This is a genomic window from Gammaproteobacteria bacterium, assembly GCA_029862005.1.
In the GTDB taxonomy this organism is placed as follows: domain Bacteria; phylum Pseudomonadota; class Gammaproteobacteria.
Genome location: JAOTYD010000012.1, coordinates 76,051 through 96,014, shown reverse-complemented (window position 1 = coordinate 96,014; position 19,964 = coordinate 76,051). Strand labels below are relative to the sequence as shown.

Sequence of the window (19,964 nt, the reverse complement as noted above, 5' to 3'; positions counted from 1 at the left end):
TCGAATCGGCCAGCCCGAAGATCTTGCTGGACTTGCGGTCTACCTGTCTTCCAATGCTGCCGCCTATTGCACTGGCGGGATCTACATGGTCGACGGCGGCTACACGGCGAATTAATCCTCATCCAGTACTTTCGTGAAACGGCAAACGATATGAAACAGATTCTCGGTACCATGACTTTCGGTGACCAGGTCGACCAGGACACTGCACAAAAGATGCTGCGGCAATTCACCGGGGCCGGGAACAGTGAGATCGATACCGCGCACATCTACTGCGAGGGTCGTACCGAGGAAATGCTCGGCAGGCTGTTACCTCCGGAGGCACGCGACAAACTTTACATAGCCTCTAAAATAAATCCGTGGAATGACAACGGGCTGCAGCCAGCCCAGGTCAAACAGCAGATGGCGGAAATCCTGCAGCGGCTTGGCACCGACCGGGTCGACCTGCTGTACCTGCATTCACCCGACCTGAATACGCCAGTAGCGCAGACGCTGGAGAGCTGTTACGAGTTGTTTCAACTGGGGAAGTTCAGGCATTTCGGTCTGAGCAACTACGCTTCGTGGCAAGTTGCCGAGGTGGTCGAAATCTGTCGTCACAACGGCTGGATGCAACCGACGGTTTACCAGGGGATGTACAACGCCCTGACGCGGGACGTGGAGCGCGAATTGTTTCCGTGCCTGCGCAACTATGGCATGCGCTTTAACGCCTACAATCCGCTGGCGGGTGGCATGCTAACCGGTAAACACCTGTCCATGGACGACATACCTGACAGCGGGAGGTTTAACGTAGAGCGTGGTTATCTCGACCGCTACTGGAAGCATGATTACTTCAGTGTGCTGCAGGAACTTCAATCTACCTGCCGGGAACTCGATCTAAAACCCGTCGAGGTCGCCTTGAGCTGGCTGGTGAACCATTCCTTGCTCGACGATGCTCAAGCTGACGGCATCATACTCGGCGCCAGCCGGATCGAGCATCTGGCGCAAAACATGCAGGCTTGCAATCATGCGCCGCTGGACCCGTCGATCCTCGACATATTGAACCGGGGATGGGAAATCATAAAACCGAACTGCTTCAAATACTTCCGCCCCTGAGCCTTGCCAAAGAAAAATAGGTAACAACCTAATCGGCTAACAGTGCCAGGCTCAGCGTTGGCCAGTAGGTGATGATTAGTACTGCAACCAGCAACACCACGAAAAACGGTATGGTGGCAACGTACAGGGACATCACCGGTTTATCAAAGCGATAACTGGCGATAAACAGGTTCATCCCAACCGGTGGCGTGAAGTAACCCAGCTGCATATTGGCAAGGAAGATGATCCCGAGGTGTACCGGATGAATTCCGTAACCCACGGCGATCGGCAGTAAAATTGGAACAATGATGACAATGGCCGAAAAAATATCGAGCATCATGCCAAGGACCAGTAAAAACAGATTCAACAAGATCAAAAATGTCAGTTTTTCATCGATATGCGACTGGATAAATTCGAACATCCGGATTGGGATTTCGGCATCGATCAGGTAGTTGGTTGAGGCCAGGGAGACACCGATAATAATCATAATACCGCCGACCAGCATCATCGCGTCACGCATGATGTCCGGCAGCTCAGAGAACTTTATCTCCCGCATGATTAACACTTCCACAACCAGGACGTAGACAGCGGTAACCGCGGCGGCTTCGGAAACCGCAAAATAGCCGCCATAGATACCACCCAGTACCAGGAATGGCAGTGGAATCTCCCATTTTGCCGCGAGAATCGCGGCAATCGCGGTTTGCAGGTTAAAGGGTTCGCGCCGACTGCGATCCCTGGGTTGCATCATCGAGTATAAAGAGAGCATGACCAGCATCAACAGGCCCGGGAAAATACCGGCGAGGAACAGATCACTGATACTAACGGGTTGATCCAGGTCCATTTGCTGTGCCACGACGCCATACAGGATTAATGGCAACGACGGCGCGAACAAAAGCCCCAGGCTGCCGGAGCTGGTCAGTAGTCCCAGGTTAAAATTTTCAAGGTACCCGGCCTGCTTCAACGCCGGGTATAGCAAACCGCCCAACGCAACTATGGTTATACCCGAAGCACCGGTAAACGCGGTAAAAAGAGCGCAGGCAAAAATAGCCACGATCGCTAAACCGCCCGGCATCCAGCCGAGCAGACTGTTAGTCAGGTTGACCAGGCGCGTGGAAGCCTTGCTCTCGCCCAACAAATATCCGGCAAAGGTAAACAATGGGATCGCGAGCAATACCGGCATTTCAGCGAGCCGGTAAACCTCGATACTAATGACCGACAGATCGACATCCAGGCCATAAAATCCGATCATCGCACTCAGGGCGATAACGACAAACAACGGTGTCCGCAGAATTGCCAGCAACAGTAATATTGGCGCTGCGACACTCATTCTGCCATGCCCTTCTCAACCTTCAGGTGCCGCAAACATTGCCTCGCCCAGAAACCCGATTTTACAAAATAGCGCAATCCGATTAACGCAAATGCTGCCGGGATGACGACTTCCAGCATCCAAGCGGGGATTCCCGCAAATGAGGTCGTGCCGTCTTCATAGTCAAGTCTTATCCAAGTTAAGCCGTACCAGGCGATTACGAGGCAGGTCCAGGCGCTGATTTGCGCTACCACCGATTGAACCAGGCAATAGATATCGCGCTTGAGAAACCGGGACAACAGATCAATGCTGATATGCTTGTTGTTTCGGGTGGCAACCGTGGCACCCAGCAGTCCCAGCCAAAGCACTAGCACCCGGAGTAAGGGATCGATCCAGACAATTCCTGAATCAAAGAAATTTCGCAACAGGATCTGCGTACCGGCGAGTACGATCATCGTAGTCAGCAACAAGACCAGCAAGGCATCTTCTACCTGATGAAGTCGCTTTATCCAGGTTCGCATCGGCTACTGGCTATCGTGGAAACTTTGTAAATGTCCTCTGACCTGACCGACGATTTTTTCCGAAATTACACCGGTTTCAACCATTTGGTCAATCGCGCTATCCGATATGGACTTCCAGCGTTCAACTTCACCGGGACTCGGCGCCACGAAAGAGATACCCTGATTTTTCAGCGCTGCTTTGGCGGCCTGGTTATCACTGCGATTTAGCACATCAAGACGGCTAAATACCTTGCCTATCTCCTCGCGGACGATTTCCTGGTCAGCAGCGGTTAGTTGGTTAAACACTTTTTTCTGAATCGCTATGACGCCGATCAGGTACGTAATCGGGAATTCGGTCATATACGAGGTACTGGTATGCCATTGAAAGGCTATGGCCGCGGTCGGATTGACCGCCACGGTCTCAATTAATCCTGTCTGCAAACCCGTAAAAACATCGGAAATCGGTAAAGAGACCGGGGTTATCCCAAGCGCTTTGAAAACAATCTGCCCGATCCGGTCACCCTCGGGGATCCAAACCTTGCTGCCGCGAATCGATTCCAGATCCTGCATTGGTTTCTTCGACAGGATCCTGACAAATCCCCCCTCGGAGATACCCAGTAGCACAAATCCGCTGGACTCCATTTCTTTTTTTATGACCGGGTCCATTCTACGACGCACGTAATCGATTTCGTCATACGACTGAAACATCATCGGCAAGCCCAGAGCCTGAATGCTGGTGTTAACCTGCGCCAGTCCACCCGGGGTAAAAGCACCACCATGGAGTTGCCCGATTTTAATTTTGCGATGAACGCTCCGGTCGTTACCCATCACGCCACCCGGGTAAAATTTCAGCTTGACTCGACCCGCGGTGCGTTCTTTTATCAGTTTGGCACCCGCTTTCATTTCATTCATCCAGGTGGTCCCGGCGGGTGCTAGAGTTGCAATCTTAAGCGTCTTCGCGTCGACATTGACACTGAATACGATCGACATGATTGCCATGCTTAATACATTTACAAGTCTGTACATTTGAATGTTCCGATATCGATAATTGGAGCCTGCATAAACTGCATAGTTTCGTTTAAAAGAATTCCCCGGACTCTGCAAGCAACTGATCTGCCTCCCGTTTTGCGAGCGAATTACTCAGTACATAACCGGGGTAATCGGAATTTGCAGCGATGACTGAAGTCAATAATGAATCGTGCAACTCCTGGTCAAACACGTTGCGGGCGTAATGTTTAGCCATTAATACACTGACCATCAGATTATGTCCCGCGGAGATTTCAATCGCGCGTTCAAAGTGTACGCGGGCAGCTTCCGGCTCCCCACCGAGCGCTGCGGGCCTTAGCGACTTGATCACACCCAGGTAAACATGGGCACCTCCACCATCGTAGCGCTCATCGATAGCCAGACATTGCTCGAACAATGCCGTAACCTTTGCCAGGTCTGCGACGGCATTCCAGTCCGCGGCATTGATTTGAATCCAGCCCGCCCACGCGACGGCAAAACCGTACAGCACTGCAAGCTCACCCTTCCCCGTCCCGACAAGGCTGTCCTCGAATTTGTCCAGCTTGCTTGCAGTCGTTTCACAAACCTCGCGGGCTTCAAGACAAAGCGCGCGACGCGCATACGACAGGGATTTGCTCGCCAGGCGCTGCGCCCGCGCCTCATCATCGACAAAGGCCGTACTGTAGGATCCATAGAGTTTAGCGCCGGCTAACAGCAGATTCGTATTCTCCGGATCCCCTTCGATCAAACCATCGATCATTAACAGATAGGATGGTGCTCCATCGCGAACGGTAGCCGGATCGTCCTGGTTCAGAATCGCGAGCGTGATGTTATCCGCCATTTTCGAAGTCGCGGAACTGACGAAACTGGCGCAGCCCGTTAGTAAAAGTGCCATCAGCACAAGATACGCGGATCTCAACATCAGGCCTGTTCCACGTGGGCCTTTACTCGTTTGTTTTGCATATCTGAATAGCCGTAGGCTTCCACCTGGGCCAGCATATCCCAGAATTTCTGCACCCATTGCTGATCATGCTGGCGTCCAGAAAGTTCTACGACCGCATTCGCATCAATCCAGTAGTGCTGCTCTTCAGACGAGGTGACAATGGCTTCAAGCCGGGTTGCAGCAGCGCCGCTTTCTTCTTCGACGATTGAAAAAGCACGTATATTGTCGCTGTCTTCCAGCGAGAGCTGGCCATCGGCAGCGATTAAGATGTACACAGTAGTTATCCAAAATTAGATCGTGATAATTCTAGCTTAAATCAGTTTTCCGCAACGAAATAATTATCCCAACGCTGGTCCAGGATTCGAATTCCCCGTTCCACCGACACGGCACCCAGTTTGTCCCCTGATTTTTCAACCAGGCCCAGCGCCACCAGCTTATGCAGCGCATCGTCGATTTCAAAATCAACCTTGCAGCGCCATTCGAATTCAAACCAGGTTTCGATATTGCGGTCCAGTTCTTCCCTGGTCAGCGGCGCGGAACTGACCAATAAGAAGTAATACGCAAGTATGGCTTCCTTGGACTCCTCTTCTTCGGCATCGTTCGCCAGTCGATAAAATACCCCGGCATTGTTGTCCAGGTTCTTAAAGTACAAATTTTGTGTCAGCGCCTGCATGAAACGAATTTTCCGGTTCTTGAAATTGTTGAACTGTTTCCACAGGTAGCCACCCAGTGCTGCGGCGCCGGCCAGCAGGGCTAATACGGCCGCCTGGTTTAACTCTACCGGCTGGCTGCTGACACCAAGCCAGTAACCGAACAGTGACCCGAGCAAAACCAGGGACGCGCCAAGCTTGGTCGTCAATACGATGCCCCCACTGACAACCGCGGGAACACCGATCAGGAGTTTATCCAGCAACCGCATTCCCACCCGCGTGTTCGGAAACAGCATTTCCAGGTCCGCCCTGGGGACGTTGCGAAACATTTTGAGATAGGTTGCACCTGGCCGGCAATGATCAGAATCAAGACTGGAGTTATAACCATCGCGAATTCGAAGGTAAACCACGACCCGTTCATAGTTGATGAATTCGATTGTCTTGCTGCGCAGTCCGAACCAGGTGGAAATCGTCTCGGTTCTGACCGATTGACCCCGGGCGAACAGGGACACTTCGGAGAAATCGTTAAAATCTACCTGTAATCGAATCTTGAACATCGACGACTCGGAGAGTGCCTGGTTCAGATCCGCTTCGGTGACGCGCTCGTAGTTGGCCTTTTCGAGCAGCCCGTCCAGCAGGGTTATGAAGGATCCGGCTTTTTCGGAATCGGGGTAATCCGGGCGCCGGGTATCGGTATCGGGATCAATATCCGCATAAGCGTTCTTTAAAGACTCGATGACCTGGTGAAATTCGAAATGGAAAACCTGGTCCAGCATGTAACTCAGCTGGCGGAACCCGTCGACGTCTGCCTCCAGTCCGCGATCACGCAGGCACATCTCGACGATGTCCTGGCGTCGATAGGGTATGAACCTGAATTTTTCCGTGCTATGCATGATCGGCCAATAATGCCAGTAACGGGAGCCATAAGAAACGCCTTTGCCATTCGTTACCTCTTTTATACCAGGACATCGTCAAGAGACTGGCGAGCCCGGGAGCCGGGATAGTTTTTACCTGATTGAAACGTGGCTTCGGGATCGGCCCTTTGAGCGTAAAGCGTCAATTTGTCGCAGATCGTGATTATTGCTATGGTCGCGTACGCCAGGCCCAGTGGCAATATAAACCCCCGGAGTAAGCATTACCGAGAACCTGAAGCAGCGTGTCAGTCAATGGAACTAAAGCGGAATCACTATGAGTAGCCCCGTCGAAGCAAAGCCCAGGCAATTCACACCGGCCAACCCGGATCGGGTCAGCCTGGTACAAATCACGGACTGCCATATTTTTGCGGCAGCAGAAGACTGTCTGCGGGGCATGAATACCCGGCGTAGTTTCGAGGCGGTCAGCCGGGCCGCCGTTGATAACAGTGGCCACCTGGATCTATTGCTTGCTACCGGCGACCTTTCGCAGGACGGTAGCGCCGGCTCTTACGCCTACCTGGCTCGGCAGTTCGATGATATGGAAATCGCAACCTTCTGGTTACCGGGCAACCACGATGAAATCGATAACATGCGGGAACATTTCACTGGAAACCAAATTGACGCGGCCAAACATATTCTGATCGCCGACTGGCAAATCGTCATGCTGGATTCGACAATCAGCGGCGAGGTTCACGGGCGTGTTTCCGGGAATCAATTGCAATTTCTGGGCGACTGCCTGCGAGCCTATCCCGAGAAGCATGGCCTGGTCTGTCTTCATCACCAGGCACTGGATACCGGCAGTTTGTGGATTGACCAGATGGGCTTGCTGGACGCTGATCGATTTCGCGAAAAAATTACCCAACACGACAATGTCAGGGGTGTGTTATGGGGGCATGTACACCAGGAAACACGACAGACGATCGACGACATCGAATGGATGTCGACGCCGTCAAGCTGTGTTCAGTTCAAACCCAACAGCAAGGATTTTGCGATTGGCACCGAGACTCCCGGATATCGATATATCAGTCTCCACCCGGATGGGAGCATATCGTCCCGGGTTCATCGCGTGGATAATTTTTAGGCATCGTCGAAAAGCGATTCCAGGATCGGGCAGGTGCTGGCACTTTGATTCGAACCATCACAAAACGACGAAATCTGGCTCAAACGTTTTCGTATTTTTTGCAGATCCTTGATTTTTAGGCTGATTTCATCGATATGCGCCTCTGTCAGCGCCTTTACATCGGCACGCGTTTTGTTGGCACCGGCTTCCGTTAATTCCAGTAATCCCCGGATTTGCTCGCCTGAAAATCCGAGCGCACGGGCGCGCTGGATGAAATTCAAACGACGCAGGTGCTCATCGCTGTAACTACGGTAACCCGACGCGGTACGCGCCGGTGCCGGCAATAATCCTATCGTTTCGTAGTATCGGATAGTCTCAATATTGCAACCCGTGCGGGTGGCGAGTCTTCCACGCGTCAGCATTGTTCAATACTCCGGGATAAAGCTGTAATATACGTCAATCCCTGTACTTAATACAGGGTAAAACCATGAACGGGATTATCCCCGGTTACTGTTGACCCTGTAGTTGGTACAAGAATTAGAATATTACCAATTGCCTGACGGATCATGATGATGCACTTGCTTAAATATGGAATTGTCTTACTGCTGCTTGTTACCAGTTTCAATAGTGTGGCAGCCGAACGCTGGTTTACCCAGGAGGTGGTCGACTACGGCGCTCCCCGATACCAGAAAAACTGCGCGGTCTGTCACGGCGTCAATGCCGAGGGTACGAAGGAATGGAAGAAGCCGGACGAGAATGGCAACTACCCGCCCCCGCCGCTCAATGGCACGGCCCATGCCTGGCATCATTCGATTCCTCAACTCGCCCGCTCCATTAAAGAAGGCGGCATTAAACTGGGCGGCGTCATGCCAGCATTTGTCGACAAACTCTCCGACCAGGAAGTCCTCGCGGTGATTGCTTACTTTCAATCGAAATGGCCTGACGAGGTTTACAAGGTCTGGCATGACCGGAACATGCAGTAATTCTCAGCTTTGTTATGATGTGATTTCCGCAGGCTTTTCGGGGCAGATCAATGGCACTCGGCAAATTTTTCAAATCACTTCTGGGTGACACGGCCGGTTCCGGTCAACCGGAACCTTCAGAGCCGATTGACTACAAGGGATTTTCGATCGAAGCCGCACCCATTAACGAAGATGGCAAGTACCGTACCGCCGGTTATATCAGCGGCGAACTGGACGGTGAAAACAGGCGGATCCAGTTTATCCGCGCCGATCTGAACGGTGAACTGCAGGCAGCCATCGATCATTCTGTCACCAAGGCACGGCAAATTATCGATGAACAGGGTACGAGCCTGTTAAACAAAACCCATCTTTAATCCTTGCCGCCACTGGCAGACAAACACTGGCATTTTACCTACAGCAGTTAATTTGCAGTTAGGTTTGACGATTGCCGGGAGGATCAACCTTGTCCTGGATACGGCCGAGGCGATAGGAATCCGCGATGCCAAGGAGCCAGCAGATCAGCAGGACGTAAGTTGCGATATCGGCCATCTGGGTTCCGCCCGCCGCCACCTGGTTCGATACTTCCGCGGTGATACGGGTTAGATCCAGTGGAATTTCGCCGGCCAGGATTTTATCTCTGATTTGTTGCGCTTTTTCCATGGCCACGGAAAGCAATACGCCGATACAGGCAACTGAAACCAGAATCAACAGGGCAGCCTGAATGTGCTTCTTGAGGTACAGGTGGCCACCACCCGGAAAAACAAAGGCCGAAAACAGTACCGCTTTATGTGATTTTTTCATCAGTGAGCCACCCGGTTAAAGTGGCATACCCGGTGATTAGACAGATTGTTTTGCCAGTTCCCGTTTAAGTAACTCGATACGGGGGCGTGCGTCAGTCGCATTAGGCTTGATTTCCAGCAGGCGTTCGAAAGCGATAATGGCGCGTTCAAAATCTTGCTGGGTACCGAGGATCATCCCAAGCCCCCAGACAGCCCCAAAATGACGGGGTTCGAGTTTCAGGGTTTGCTCGATGTCGTCGAGTGAGCCAGCATAATCACGCTGATAAAAGCGCACCGTGGCGCGACGATTCCAGCCCTCCGAGAATCCAGGTGCTTCCTCAATAACCCTGGAATAAACTGACTCGGCCCCGCTTAGATCTCCCGCGCGGACCAACTCGGCCGCCTCCAGCATCATGGCATCGACCGTCTCCTTGCCACTTTCGTACCAGATTTCCCATATTGTGGCTTCGGCTTCCAGCAGGACTTCCATGTCCTGGCTGGTTTGCAGGGTATGAAAAAGTCCGTCGAGACGTTGATCGGTTTGATCGGCGGAGCTGATGTTGGGAAAACAAAAAACCAGGGCCACGGTCATTTGTAACACAAGATTTAACGATCTCATTTTACTCGCTCCTCGGTGCACCTTGGCAATTGGCGCAATGCTACCAGTGTTTTACGCGTGTTTCTAATCGTGCCGGTGTATTCATGACGAGGCCTTATTAGCCTTTACGCCGTCATGTGCGAATGATCCACTACCCGTGCTCGTCAGTTAACAACAGGCTTACTCTTTTGCCACGAACTTCAGCGACTGATAGGCAGTGCGCCTGGCCTGTCGGCGTTTAAGCGGTGATTCGAAGAATCGCACCAGGGCGGCAACCAGGATTTCCGCATCGGCCTGATCGAGATCATTTAATTCCTCGCGCACAGCCAGGGCTGTTTTCAGTAAATGTACCGACACGATATGTTCGGCCTGACCATGATCCAGCACTCGATCCAACAGTAAACTCAGCTTGCGATCGGGATTTTCAGGTACCCAGATTTCAAGATCCATCCCGGGGGTCGTAAATGCGGCATTGCGGCCATTGAAGCAGGCCATTTGCAGCAGCGCCTGCGGCCAGAGTTCGGGAAATCGGGTGCACTGTTGCCTGACTGCATTGGCGAAGGTCAGGCCATGCGTGAAATCAAGCCAGCCCACATTTCCCGAGACCGAAACGTGTATTTTCTCCTGTTGCTTGATGTCAAAACTCAACAGGTTGACCGCGTTCGCCACGAGTAGCGCCCGGTAGATGTCTTCGGGCGGATTGCCGCTGCAGGCAATCACGGCCTGCATCGACTTGTTGATTCCTTTATGCCGCCAAAGACTCGCTTCGGGTTTTTGTTTTTTATGCCGACCCCATTTTTCAAGATATCCGGCATAAGCCCGAAACTCCGGTATCTTGTCTTCGCGCGAGGCGTAAACCAGCTCTCGCACCAGTGATAGGAGCAGGGATTCCATGACACTGTTTCCGAGCCGTTCAATGAGCCGGCCGGCCTTGGTAAGGTATATCAATGCATGCCCAAAATCATTGTAATGCTGTAAAGCCGCGCGCGTGAGCGCGGGCTCGAAATCGGCAAAAGATAATCCATCGCGGATGCCACCACGAATCGCCGCTACCGCGGCCGCTTCATTCTCCGCCTCGATATCATTGACAAAAGTTGATGCATCGAATGCACTAGTCCTGTTGGTAAAGGGGTATTCGCTTTCGCGTAACACATCGTAGGCCACGTGGGCAACGCTTTCTACCAGGCAGACCAGCTTCAGCTCCTTGCTTTGCCGATGCTCATCGTAAAGCGTTAACCAGTCAGCCATGCCGGCGTAGGCGTGGGTCCAGCCAAACTCCATTTTCTGCCACGACCAGTCGATGGCAAGGCGCAGCACATCATACGGATCGGCGCACAGTTTTTGCAGGCGAGCGATTTCGCGAGCGATGCGGTCGTAGCTGTAGTCATCGAAGGCATCATGCAGGCTGTTGGAAATCGCCGTGTATCTCTCCTGATAAGGCAGATCGGTAATATCGATCCAGATCTCATCACCGCGAACCTCGATCGGATAGGTACGTAATTCATCGCCACCAAAAAGGTTTTCACCCGTCTCCAGGTTGAATTTCCAGTTATGCCAGTTGCAGGTCAGGATACAGTCCGATGACAGGCTGCCTTCCGACAGCGGATAGCCTTCATGGGGGCAACGATTATCGCAGGCCCTGACACCATCAGGAGTATTGAACACGGCGATCTGCTTGCCCGCGACGCGCACCATTTTGACCGGATTCGACTCCAGTTCAGCTCGCGATATAAGCGGTTGCCAGTTGCGTTTGCTACTCTCGATTTGTGTCAGCGGAGGCTCCATGGAATAAATTTGATAGAGCCGGTAAGTGGCTAGTTTTGATAGGAAGGATCTTTCTGATCGAGCAGTCGAATGACTGCGTTCCAGGCAAGATCGACGTGTTCCTGTGTTTGCACCGCGCGTGCTTTGCCGCCTTGAGCCAGTTCATCCACTATCTCGGGCGCAGGTGTCACGATATCACGACCGGTGGCCAGCACGTCGACCTGTACCTTGCACGCGCTTTCGACGGTATAAAGATAGTAAAACGCCTCAGCGACACTGCGGCCAACCGTCAGCAAGCCATGGTTGCGCATGATCATGATCCAGCTGTCTGCCATGTCAGCACCCAGTCGTTCACACTCCTCGCTGTCTGTGCGTGCGATCCCATAATCGTGATAGCAGACCATATCTCGAATCTCGTTCGCCTGCTGGGTGAGCGGTAACAGGCCGGATTCCATGCAGGATACCGCCATACCCGCGCGGGTATGACTGTGCAGCGCCACGTTAATATCGGGTCGTGCCTTTAGCATCGCGGTGTGGATTGCATGGCCTGCCTCGTTGTAGGGGTGGTCCCCCTCGACGACGTTGCCATCGAAGTCGACCTTGATCAGGTTGCTCGCGCAAATCTCGTGAAACAGCAAGCCGTAGGGATTGATCAGGTATTGCTGCGGGTTATCGGGCACCCGGGCGCTTAAATGGGTAAAGATCAAATCGGTCCAGCCATAGTGAACAAAAGCACGGTAGCAGGCTGCAAGCTGTACCCGCAGCTGCCACTCTGCTTCGCTGCAGTCTGGGGAAACGAGATGCGGCGTAGGTTTACTCATGATTTCTCCGGGATGCGATTTCAGGTTCTGCTCGATCGCTTCGATGCGGTCAGGCTGCGACTCAGATACTGGTAGAAGTCCCAGATGGTACCCTCAAGGTCTCGCGATGCCAACGGACCCGGCTCATGAAAACGAGACCCGAGGCCCTGCTGCACCCTGAGCAAAACCTGTTTGTCTTCATTCATGGTTTGTCGAAACAGTTTGACCGCTTTATTGACATCCCGCTGCGTCCAGTGATCGCCGAAAAATATCAGGCCCATTTTCATCCTGACCCGGCCAGCCGATTCCGGGCGAATACACAGGAACGAGCTGTAATCGCTGCCGAGGCCTACCAGAAGTCCCGGCGGGACCGCAAACATGACGCAGGTATTGCCCTCTTCCTCGGTCAGGTCCGGATGGCCGACGTGGCCTTTCGGTACGCGCGTCGTAAAACCGACGCTGTAGCCGAAATGACGCTTGCCGGGAGTCAGGTGGGAGCAAAGTCGACTCGGGTTAACCTTGTGCAGCGTATCTTTATGCAGCGGCGTCAGGTGATATCCCTCCATGAAGTTTTCCAGCAGGCATTTCCAGTTGGTATCCCAGGATTCATCGGCCAGGTAACGCAGCGACATTTGTTCCAGGTGATAATTTTTTATCACCCGATCAAGTACCGCCAGCTGCTTGCCGATACCGGCTGCGCGCGGATTCAGATTCACGAATATGAACCCTTGCCAGAACTCGCATTTTATTTCAGGTAACCGGCATTGGCGCAAATTAAATGCCGCGTGCGACTCCAGGTGCGGTGCATTCAATAGTTTACCCGTAGTATCGTAGGCCCAGTGATGATACGGGCAGAGAAACTTCTTCGCGTTTCCGCTGCCCTCGGCGATCACGGTGCCGCGGTGCCGGCAGACGTTGGCGAGCACGCGAATCACGCCGTCGCGACCGTGCACGACGAGCAGTGGTTCACCGACATGATCGAAACTGAAAAAATCACCTGGCTGCTTTACTTCTTCGACGCGGCCGACACAAAACCAGTCTTTGGCAAACAACTCACTGGATTCGGTCTGCGTCCACAGGGGATGGGTATAAAAAGCGCCGGGCAGCGAAAAACCCCGCTCGTAGGGTTTACCTTTTATTGATTGCAGGGTTTTCAGGAACCATGCGGTCTGTGTTTTATTCGGAATCGATGCCATAAACCAAATCCAGCCGACCAGAAATTATTCATTGCGAAGTCAATTAGGTGGCCTATATTAAATGCCTGGGGTTAAATAAAACAGGGGAATTACCATGAGTGCTGTAAATCCGTATGACGCACCCGATGCATTGCTGGATACCGGGCAAGAAGAATTATATCAACCGAAAATTTTTTCCTTTAACGGTCGTATCGGCCGCATGCGCTACCTGGCCTACGGCATCGGCGTCAATTTGCTGCTGATGCTGGTCATGGTTCCACTGGCCGGCGCGACTGCCTTTATGGGTGGCGATCCGAGTTCATCGATGATCGGGATACTGGGAATCGGGATTTTCTACGTTCTCACCATCGTTATCTCGGTGATGTTTGCAAAACGCAGGCTCAACGATCTGAATCGCAGCGGCTGGTGGTTCCTGCTGTTCATCGTCCCGTTTGTTAATCTGCTGCTCGCAATCTACCTGATCTTCTTTCCCGGTACCAATGGATCGAACAATTTCGGACCGGCGCCAGAGGCTAACTCGGTCGGTGTTCTGATTCTAGGTTGGCTGATGCCGGTATTTTTTATCCTGGGCATCGTTGCGGCAATCGCTGTTCCGGCCTACCAGGATTATTTATCGCGCGTGCAATAGCCTGGGACAAGAAGTTTCGGACCTGGTAAAACCCGCTGCAACTAAAGCTAGGCAAAGGCTGGTATTACCTCGGAACAGAAAAGCTCCAAAGAGCGTTTTTGTTCCTTCTGCCCGAGCCCCATGCTGGAATAATAAATGAAATCATCAACGCCAAGCGCGCTGTAGCGCTTGAGCTTGGCGATGACCGTTTCGGGTGAACCGAACATCAGGTTCTCCTCCAGCATTTCCGCATTGTACTGCTCGCGATCGGTTAACTCTTCGAGTGGAATTTGCTTCGGAAATCCATTCTTCACATCCCCGAGGTTTCGGAACAGGTTTTCAAACTGGCCCAGCACGGTTTGAATCGCCTTGATGGCCGCGTCTCGTCCCGTTTCATCCGTGTAGAGCGAGGTATGCCGCATCATCGCAAAGGTTGGTCGATCAGAATCAGGATATGCGGCAATGGCCTCGTCGAGCTGTGATTTATACAGTTCGGCCTCGGCAAACGGTCGCGTCAAGGGCCAGGACATGACGTGGCAATTATTCTTGAGTGCGTAGTCAAAGGTTATCGGCGACCTCGCCGCAACCCAGATCGGTGGGTGCGGTTTCTGCACCGGTTTGGGAACCGAGGTTGAGCTTGGGAACGTCCAGTACTCGCCGTTATGCTCGTAATCTCCCGCCCACAGCGCTTTCAGCGCCGGCAGCATTTCCTGCATGTACTTGTAGGCATCCGATTGCTTGAGACCCGCATGCATGCGATCGAATTCGCGCTGGTAAGCACCGGAACCGATTCCGAACTCGAGACGCCCGCCACTAATCAGGTCCAGGAACGCTGCCTCCCCGGCGAGGTTGATCGGGTGCCAGTAAGCCGCTACCGCAACCGCAGTACCGAGTCGAATATTATCGGTGTGGTTAGCCCACCATGTCAGAATCTGGAAAGGATTGGGCGCGATCGTCATTTCCAGCGCATGATGCTCTGCCGCCCAAGCAATTTTAAATCCGGCCTGGTCGGCCATCTGCACCATTTCCAGCGTGTGACGTGCAACGTCGTTCATATCCATGCTGCCGTTCATGCGCTCTAAATTAATTGCTAAATGAAATTTCATGTTACTTACCTTGCTTGTTCGAGTTACTCGGTTTCACCGGCTGGGCATTACCGCCGATATTAATCTTACTCCTTAAATTTCGATACTTCTTCCATCAGAATCGGGATCGCCAGGTTACAGGAATGGATTCCCATCACCGTGGTCAATTGAATAGTCTCCAGTATCTCTTCCACACTTGCACCTGCCTTGAGCGCATTTTGAATATGACGACGTACGCCCGGACTATAGAGATGGGTAGTCGCGGCGTTAATTGCGATCAGGATCAATTCCTTGTATTTCTGATCCAGCGGCCCCTTCGATTGCGGCAGGCTACGAAATGCCAGGTAGGCCTCGAGAAAATCCGGGTCAAGTTCGTGGAATTGCTCCCACAGCGGATTCCAGTCCCCTTTCGCCTTATGGTCTTCAGTATGCGGATAAGTTTTGCTGTCGTCAGTCATGTCTGCTCAACCTCCCCGGTGCTTGAATGAATCCCGACGAAAACTGTAAAGCGCGGCCGGATCGACGGCAATGTCGACCACCGCGGGCTTGCCGCAGTCGAGAGCTGCCTGAACCGCTTCGCCAACCTCGCCGATATGCTCCACCTTGAAGCCCGCAGCCCCGTAAAGTTCCGCAACCTTGTCGAACGGAGGGCTGCTGATGTTGGCGCCGATGTAACGTTCGCCGAAAAAGTCCCGCTGGTAGGCCTTCTCCGCCCCCCAGCACTGGTTGTTCATGACGATGGTGACGGTATTGATGCCGTGATCAACCGCGGTACTCAGTTCGGAAATGGTCATGCCGAAACCACCGTCACCCATCAGGCTGACCACCGGCCTGTGGGGACGTGCAATCTTGACCCCGAGACCGCAGGCAAACGAGAATCCCACCAGGCCGAAATCGAGTGGCGTGAACAAACTGTGTGGCTCCCAGTAATTTAGCGCGTCAGTAGCCTGTAGACACAGCGTGCCTGCATCCATCGTAACTGCAGCGTTTTTTGGTAAAACGGCGCGCAATTCCTTGTAAAGGCCGGAGGGTTGAATCGGGTGCGCTTCGGTTTCGGCCTTTGCGTCACGTTCCTGCAAGTAGCTTTGGCGCTCGTCGATATAGGCCTGGGTCCACGCGTCAACCTCGGCTTGAACCTCCAGTTTGCCGAGTTCATCACAAAGCTGGCGGGCGGCCGCGCGCGCGTCTGACCAGATCCCGAGCCTGATCGGGAAATAACGTCCGAGCGCAGTTGGCTCCAGTTCAACCTGGATGATGTCAGCCTGCTCATTAATATTGTCGTAGGAATAAAACGTCGAGTTGAATCCCAATCGGGTGCCAAGCGCCAGTATCACATCTGCCTTCTTTGCCAAACGCGATGCCACGACGTTGCCGCGCGGCCCCATCTGCCCGGCATTCAACGGATGTCCAAACGGAATTGCATCGCCATGCCCAGGTGCGAGGATGATCGGCGCATTTAAAGCTTCGGCGAGCGCCAGTGCATCTTCGTGGCCACCGGTGTTCTTGATGCCGCCACCGGTGACGATAACCGGTTGTTTCGCGCGGCGTAGAATTTCGGCCGCCTGCCGAATCGCATCATCTGACGCGGGTGGCAGGTTTTGTGAGCGGTAGCTTTGCGGTTGCTGAAAATCAGGATACTCGGTGACCTCGGACAATACGTCACGTGGTAAATTGAGCTGAACCGGACCCCTGCGTGGCGTCATCGCGGTTCGAAACGCCTCACGAAACATTTCCGGAACCCGACCGGCTTGAGTGACGGTCCAGGTCTTCTTGGTAATGGGTTTAAACAATGCCTGTTGATCGACTTCCTGGAAGGCATCGCGATAAACGTGCGCCGATGACAATGCGCCGGCTATCGATACCACCGGCGAAAACGCCGCGTAAGCCTGGGCCAGGCCAGTGACCAGGTTGGTTGCGCCCGGACCATTCTGACCGGCGAGAACTACACCGGCCTTTCCCGAGGCGCGCGCGTAGCCATCGGCCATGTGGGTGCCGGTGCGTTCGTCATGAATACCGATAAAATTGATATCGTCCGCGTCATAGAGTGCGTCGAACATTTCCATGGTCGCAGACCCGATCAGGCCAAAAACATGCTCAACGCTCTCTGCCTGCAACGATGCGACCGCAGCCTGCCCCCCGGATAATTTTTTCATACCTGGCCCCTGTTTTTATGCCCCCAATTATCCGGAAGCTGTTCCAGAAACTCCACCAGTGCGGTGATAAAAAAGGATGGATTTTCGGTTAATCCCATGTGCTGTAAACCCGGTACGATGATTACCTGCGATCCCTTGATTTCACTGGCGATGGACTGACTCATTTCCGGTGTACTACCACTGTCGTTTTCGCAAGTCATGATGAGCGTGGGATGGGTGATCGGTGGCTCCGGGCGAATCAGCTCGATCACGCCGAATGCCAGAACCTGGCGGCACAAAGCATAGTTTTCGAGATCATTCGCCAGCACCCAGTCGCGCACCCGGGCGACGAAGTCCGGGTTTGAGGCGCGAAACTCGGAGGTAAACCAGCGCTCGATGGTCGCATCGAGGGTTGCGCCGGGTCCACCCGCGGCCGAGTTTCGCGCGCGCTGCTCAACCAGCTCCTGTGCCTCGGGAACCCGTTCATGCGGTGAATTCAAAATCGCCAGCGCACGCAGACGTTCGGGATGATCCATCGCGAAACGTCGGTTAATCATGCCACCCAGCGAAAAACCGATGATCGAGCACTGATCGATCGCCAGTTCATCGAGCAGTGACAGCAACTGTTCGGAAAACAGCGTCAGCGAGGGTATTCCCGGCGGTGGTGCGCTTTCCCCGTGCCCGAACAGATCGTAGCTCAATACCCGGTAGCGATGAGCAAACCGGGAAACATAACTCTCCCAGATCTGCCGGTTCAATCCGAGTCCATGGATCAGCACTACGACAGGCGCATCGTCAGGCCCATTTAGCTCGTAAACACTTCCGTTGCTACTGGTTTCAGACATAGATAGATATGGTAATGGATCTAGAAACTATTCACGTCTAATCCACCATATCCCCCAGCCTATGACCAACGGTATATAGCAAAATAAGAACAGTACCAGATTACTGTAATCAGTAATCATGTCCCCAAAAATGATTATGGCACCCAAAATCGCCCAGGTAACTGAGACTAATATCCACCCTTTAACAGATTTACCGAGCTTCTCCATTTTGCCTCCGACTCGCTTTAAACAGCCTGTTATTGTATGTCATTAGCCCCCTATTCCTCAGACATTTTAATTTGAGGATCCGATAATGACCGAACTACGAAACCCGGTGTTTGCGTTTCAGTATTTCCCTTGAGGAAACAAATCCTCAAATTCCTTCAACCAGAGACCAGGATCGCTCAATCACGTTATTTCAGGCCTGCCGAGAGTAGACATTTTCGAATTCGTCTGTTTAATTGATGCAATTGCAGGATTGAAGCCGGTTATAATCGGCTTGGCAACAACTTCGATCATGACATTACTAATCCAGTACCGGGGGAGTTGGAATTGAATCAACGACGCAGGCTCGTTTTAATGCCAGGCCTCGATGGCACGGGAAAGCTGTATACTCCGATCGTCCCATATCTCGAACCGCACTTCGAGATGACCTTCGTGACCTATCCCGATCTTGATTCCTTTTCGGATTATATCCTTTGTGCGCAGAACCAGCTCCCGGCGACGCCTGGCTTTTCGCTGGTTGCCGAATCATTTTCAGGACCTGTCGCCATGGCCTTGATGGCACACCAGCCCGAAGAGATCGGGCCATCGGTATTGTCCTCGACTTTTGCGCGCTCACCGCTGGCAACATTGACACGCATGGCAAACTCGGTACCCGCGGAAATTTTTTCCATCGGGGCCCTGAAAGATTTTTGCATGGATGTCTACTCAAGTGACGAAGACGACAATTCCGAAACCCAGCCGCTACCGCTCAACATGACGGAGCAGCTCGATGGGGCCCTGTTGAAACACCGGATTTCAGTTTTTAGCCGAATCGATGTTTCAGCTTTACTGCCGGACATACAGGCACCGATTCTGCATCTGCATGGGCTGCAGGATCGAATCGTTTCCGAGAATGATGCGCAAGTGATTCAGTCCAGCCTGCCTAATGTCGATCGGATCGACATCGAGGCGCCACATTTATTGCTGCAAACGCGGCCACAGCAGTGTAGCCAATTGATTTTCAGGCATATATATCCGGACAGTTAAACAACTGCCGCAAACAAGAATGTGGCTTCCGGTGGCAATAAACCTGTTTCTGTCTCGCGCAAGAGAACAAACAGGCATATTGATCCCCCGCTTTAATTCTCATCACCCCCCGCGGCAGCTTTTTCCATTTCACGCTTTTTCTTGCGCCGTAGTTTTCGCTGTTCTTCTTTTTCGCGCCTGCTTATCCTGCCATCATTATTAGTATCAGCAGAACCCTCCTCTGCAATTGGCTGCGTTTCCGCTTCGGTTTCAGGCTCCGCCTCAGGTGGAGACTCGGGTGGGGATTCCACTTGCGACGATGGCGGTATTTCGAATGAATCGCTCAAATTAGGTTTGGTTACTTCGACTTCCTTACTGCCCTGTGTTGGTTTATCACTGAAAACAACGTTACCGTCAGCATCGTAGGATTTATACACCTGGGCATGGGCCACACCGTTCAGGCTCAGCAGCCCGAAACAAAGTAGCGAGCAAAACAGATCCTTTGTTAGCAATTGACAATGCACCCGCATATTTTATGTGG

At 52.8% G+C, this 19,964-nt stretch carries 24 protein-coding genes; 7 read left to right on the top strand and 17 right to left on the bottom strand.

The window, feature by feature from the left end; genetic code table 11:
* Together OES20_10015 and OES20_10010 are read left to right on the top strand one after the other, a co-directional pair.
* Nucleotides 1-115: SDR family oxidoreductase (locus OES20_10015; protein MDH3635029.1), on the top strand; the 115-nt coding region annotated here is incomplete at its 5' end.
* A gap of 35 nt (nt 116-150) precedes the next feature.
* A complete protein-coding gene (locus tag OES20_10010) occupies nt 151-1,089 on the top strand; it encodes an aldo/keto reductase (GenBank protein ID MDH3635028.1) in 939 nt (312 codons plus the stop codon).
* A 28-nt stretch (nt 1,090-1,117) separates the two neighbouring features.
* Here OES20_10010 and OES20_10005 read toward each other — a convergent pair whose 3' ends face one another.
* Genes OES20_10005 through OES20_09980 form a run of 6 tightly spaced genes read right to left on the bottom strand, consistent with a single transcriptional unit; the run spans nt 1,118 to nt 6,365 of the window.
* Nucleotides 1,118-2,395: a TRAP transporter large permease subunit gene (locus OES20_10005; protein MDH3635027.1), complete on the bottom strand. Its 1,278-nt coding sequence runs from the start codon at nt 2,393-2,395 to the stop codon at nt 1,118-1,120.
* On the bottom strand, nt 2,392-2,895 hold the full coding sequence (locus OES20_10000; protein MDH3635026.1) for a TRAP transporter small permease subunit: 504 nt from the start codon (nt 2,893-2,895) through the stop codon (nt 2,392-2,394). Before OES20_10000 ends, OES20_10005 begins: the two co-directional genes overlap by 4 nt.
* A gap of 3 nt (nt 2,896-2,898) precedes the next feature.
* On the bottom strand, nt 2,899-3,900 hold the full coding sequence (dctP, locus tag OES20_09995; protein ID MDH3635025.1) for a TRAP transporter substrate-binding protein DctP: 1,002 nt from the start codon (nt 3,898-3,900) through the stop codon (nt 2,899-2,901).
* A 52-nt stretch (nt 3,901-3,952) separates the two neighbouring features.
* Nucleotides 3,953-4,801: a TRAP transporter TatT component family protein gene (locus OES20_09990; GenBank protein MDH3635024.1), complete on the bottom strand. Its 849-nt coding sequence runs from the start codon at nt 4,799-4,801 to the stop codon at nt 3,953-3,955.
* Nucleotides 4,801-5,097, bottom strand: a complete 297-nt coding sequence (locus OES20_09985) for a hypothetical protein (protein MDH3635023.1) — start codon at nt 5,095-5,097, stop codon at nt 4,801-4,803. The genes OES20_09990 and OES20_09985 overlap by 1 nt, the downstream gene beginning before the upstream one ends.
* Nucleotides 5,098-5,138: 41 nt before the next feature.
* Nucleotides 5,139-6,365 carry a TMEM143 family protein gene (locus OES20_09980; protein ID MDH3635022.1) on the bottom strand — a complete coding sequence of 409 codons (1,227 nt, stop codon included), beginning with the start codon at nt 6,363-6,365 and terminating at the stop codon, nt 5,139-5,141.
* A gap of 295 nt (nt 6,366-6,660) precedes the next feature.
* On the opposite strand from OES20_09980, the gene cpdA reads away from it, so the two are divergent.
* Nucleotides 6,661-7,467, top strand: coding sequence for a 3',5'-cyclic-AMP phosphodiesterase (gene cpdA, locus OES20_09975; GenBank protein MDH3635021.1), 807 nt, complete (start codon nt 6,661-6,663; stop codon nt 7,465-7,467).
* Here the strand turns inward: cpdA and OES20_09970 are convergent.
* Nucleotides 7,464-7,868, bottom strand: coding sequence for a helix-turn-helix domain-containing protein (locus tag OES20_09970; GenBank protein ID MDH3635020.1), 405 nt, complete (start codon nt 7,866-7,868; stop codon nt 7,464-7,466). The two genes, cpdA and OES20_09970, sit on opposite strands and share 4 nt — an antisense overlap.
* A gap of 150 nt (nt 7,869-8,018) precedes the next feature.
* On the opposite strand from OES20_09970, the gene OES20_09965 reads away from it, so the two are divergent.
* The gene (locus OES20_09965; protein MDH3635019.1) at nt 8,019-8,429 is read left to right on the top strand and encodes a cytochrome c; all 411 of its coding nucleotides are present in this window, start codon (nt 8,019-8,021) and stop codon (nt 8,427-8,429) included.
* 50 nt (nt 8,430-8,479) lie between these two features.
* Entirely contained in the window at nt 8,480-8,782 is a 303-nt protein-coding gene (locus tag OES20_09960) for an HlyU family transcriptional regulator (GenBank protein MDH3635018.1), read from the top strand.
* A gap of 58 nt (nt 8,783-8,840) precedes the next feature.
* Here OES20_09960 and OES20_09955 read toward each other — a convergent pair whose 3' ends face one another.
* The 5 genes from OES20_09955 to OES20_09935 form a co-directional block, all read right to left on the bottom strand.
* Entirely contained in the window at nt 8,841-9,209 is a 369-nt protein-coding gene (locus OES20_09955) for a hypothetical protein (protein ID MDH3635017.1), read from the bottom strand.
* A 36-nt stretch (nt 9,210-9,245) separates the two neighbouring features.
* Nucleotides 9,246-9,806, bottom strand: coding sequence for a tetratricopeptide repeat protein (locus OES20_09950; protein MDH3635016.1), 561 nt, complete (start codon nt 9,804-9,806; stop codon nt 9,246-9,248).
* 159 nt (nt 9,807-9,965) lie between these two features.
* The gene (locus OES20_09945; GenBank protein MDH3635015.1) at nt 9,966-11,570 is read right to left on the bottom strand and encodes a Rieske 2Fe-2S domain-containing protein; all 1,605 of its coding nucleotides are present in this window, start codon (nt 11,568-11,570) and stop codon (nt 9,966-9,968) included.
* 29 nt (nt 11,571-11,599) lie between these two features.
* Nucleotides 11,600-12,370 carry a class II aldolase/adducin family protein gene (locus OES20_09940; protein MDH3635014.1) on the bottom strand — a complete coding sequence of 257 codons (771 nt, stop codon included), beginning with the start codon at nt 12,368-12,370 and terminating at the stop codon, nt 11,600-11,602.
* 20 nt (nt 12,371-12,390) lie between these two features.
* Nucleotides 12,391-13,545 (bottom strand): aromatic ring-hydroxylating dioxygenase subunit alpha, encoded by a 1,155-nt coding sequence (locus OES20_09935; protein ID MDH3635013.1) that lies wholly within the window; start codon nt 13,543-13,545, stop codon nt 12,391-12,393.
* 94 nt (nt 13,546-13,639) lie between these two features.
* Here OES20_09935 and OES20_09930 point away from each other — a divergent pair, with 94 nt between their 5' ends.
* On the top strand, nt 13,640-14,173 hold the full coding sequence (locus OES20_09930) for a DUF805 domain-containing protein (protein MDH3635012.1): 534 nt from the start codon (nt 13,640-13,642) through the stop codon (nt 14,171-14,173).
* Nucleotides 14,174-14,220: 47 nt separating this feature from the next.
* Here the strand turns inward: OES20_09930 and OES20_09925 are convergent, their stop codons facing one another.
* From OES20_09925 to OES20_09910, 4 genes are all read right to left on the bottom strand, one after another.
* Nucleotides 14,221-15,258: an LLM class flavin-dependent oxidoreductase gene (locus OES20_09925; protein MDH3635011.1), complete on the bottom strand. Its 1,038-nt coding sequence runs from the start codon at nt 15,256-15,258 to the stop codon at nt 14,221-14,223.
* 65 nt (nt 15,259-15,323) lie between these two features.
* On the bottom strand, nt 15,324-15,695 hold the full coding sequence (locus OES20_09920) for a carboxymuconolactone decarboxylase family protein (protein MDH3635010.1): 372 nt from the start codon (nt 15,693-15,695) through the stop codon (nt 15,324-15,326).
* Between the two features lie 6 nt (nt 15,696-15,701).
* Nucleotides 15,702-17,390: a thiamine pyrophosphate-binding protein gene (locus OES20_09915; GenBank protein ID MDH3635009.1), complete on the bottom strand. Its 1,689-nt coding sequence runs from the start codon at nt 17,388-17,390 to the stop codon at nt 15,702-15,704.
* Nucleotides 17,387-18,214: an alpha/beta hydrolase gene (locus OES20_09910; GenBank protein ID MDH3635008.1), complete on the bottom strand. Its 828-nt coding sequence runs from the start codon at nt 18,212-18,214 to the stop codon at nt 17,387-17,389. The genes OES20_09915 and OES20_09910 overlap by 4 nt, the downstream gene beginning before the upstream one ends.
* A 531-nt stretch (nt 18,215-18,745) precedes the next feature.
* On the opposite strand from OES20_09910, the gene OES20_09905 reads away from it, so the two are divergent.
* Complete coding sequence (locus OES20_09905) at nt 18,746-19,444, top strand: alpha/beta hydrolase (protein MDH3635007.1); 699 nt, start codon at nt 18,746-18,748, stop codon at nt 19,442-19,444.
* A gap of 92 nt (nt 19,445-19,536) precedes the next feature.
* Here OES20_09905 and OES20_09900 read toward each other — a convergent pair whose 3' ends face one another.
* A complete protein-coding gene (locus tag OES20_09900; GenBank protein ID MDH3635006.1) occupies nt 19,537-19,935 on the bottom strand; it encodes a DUF4124 domain-containing protein in 399 nt (132 codons plus the stop codon).
* Nucleotides 19,936-19,964: the final 29 nt, after the last annotated feature.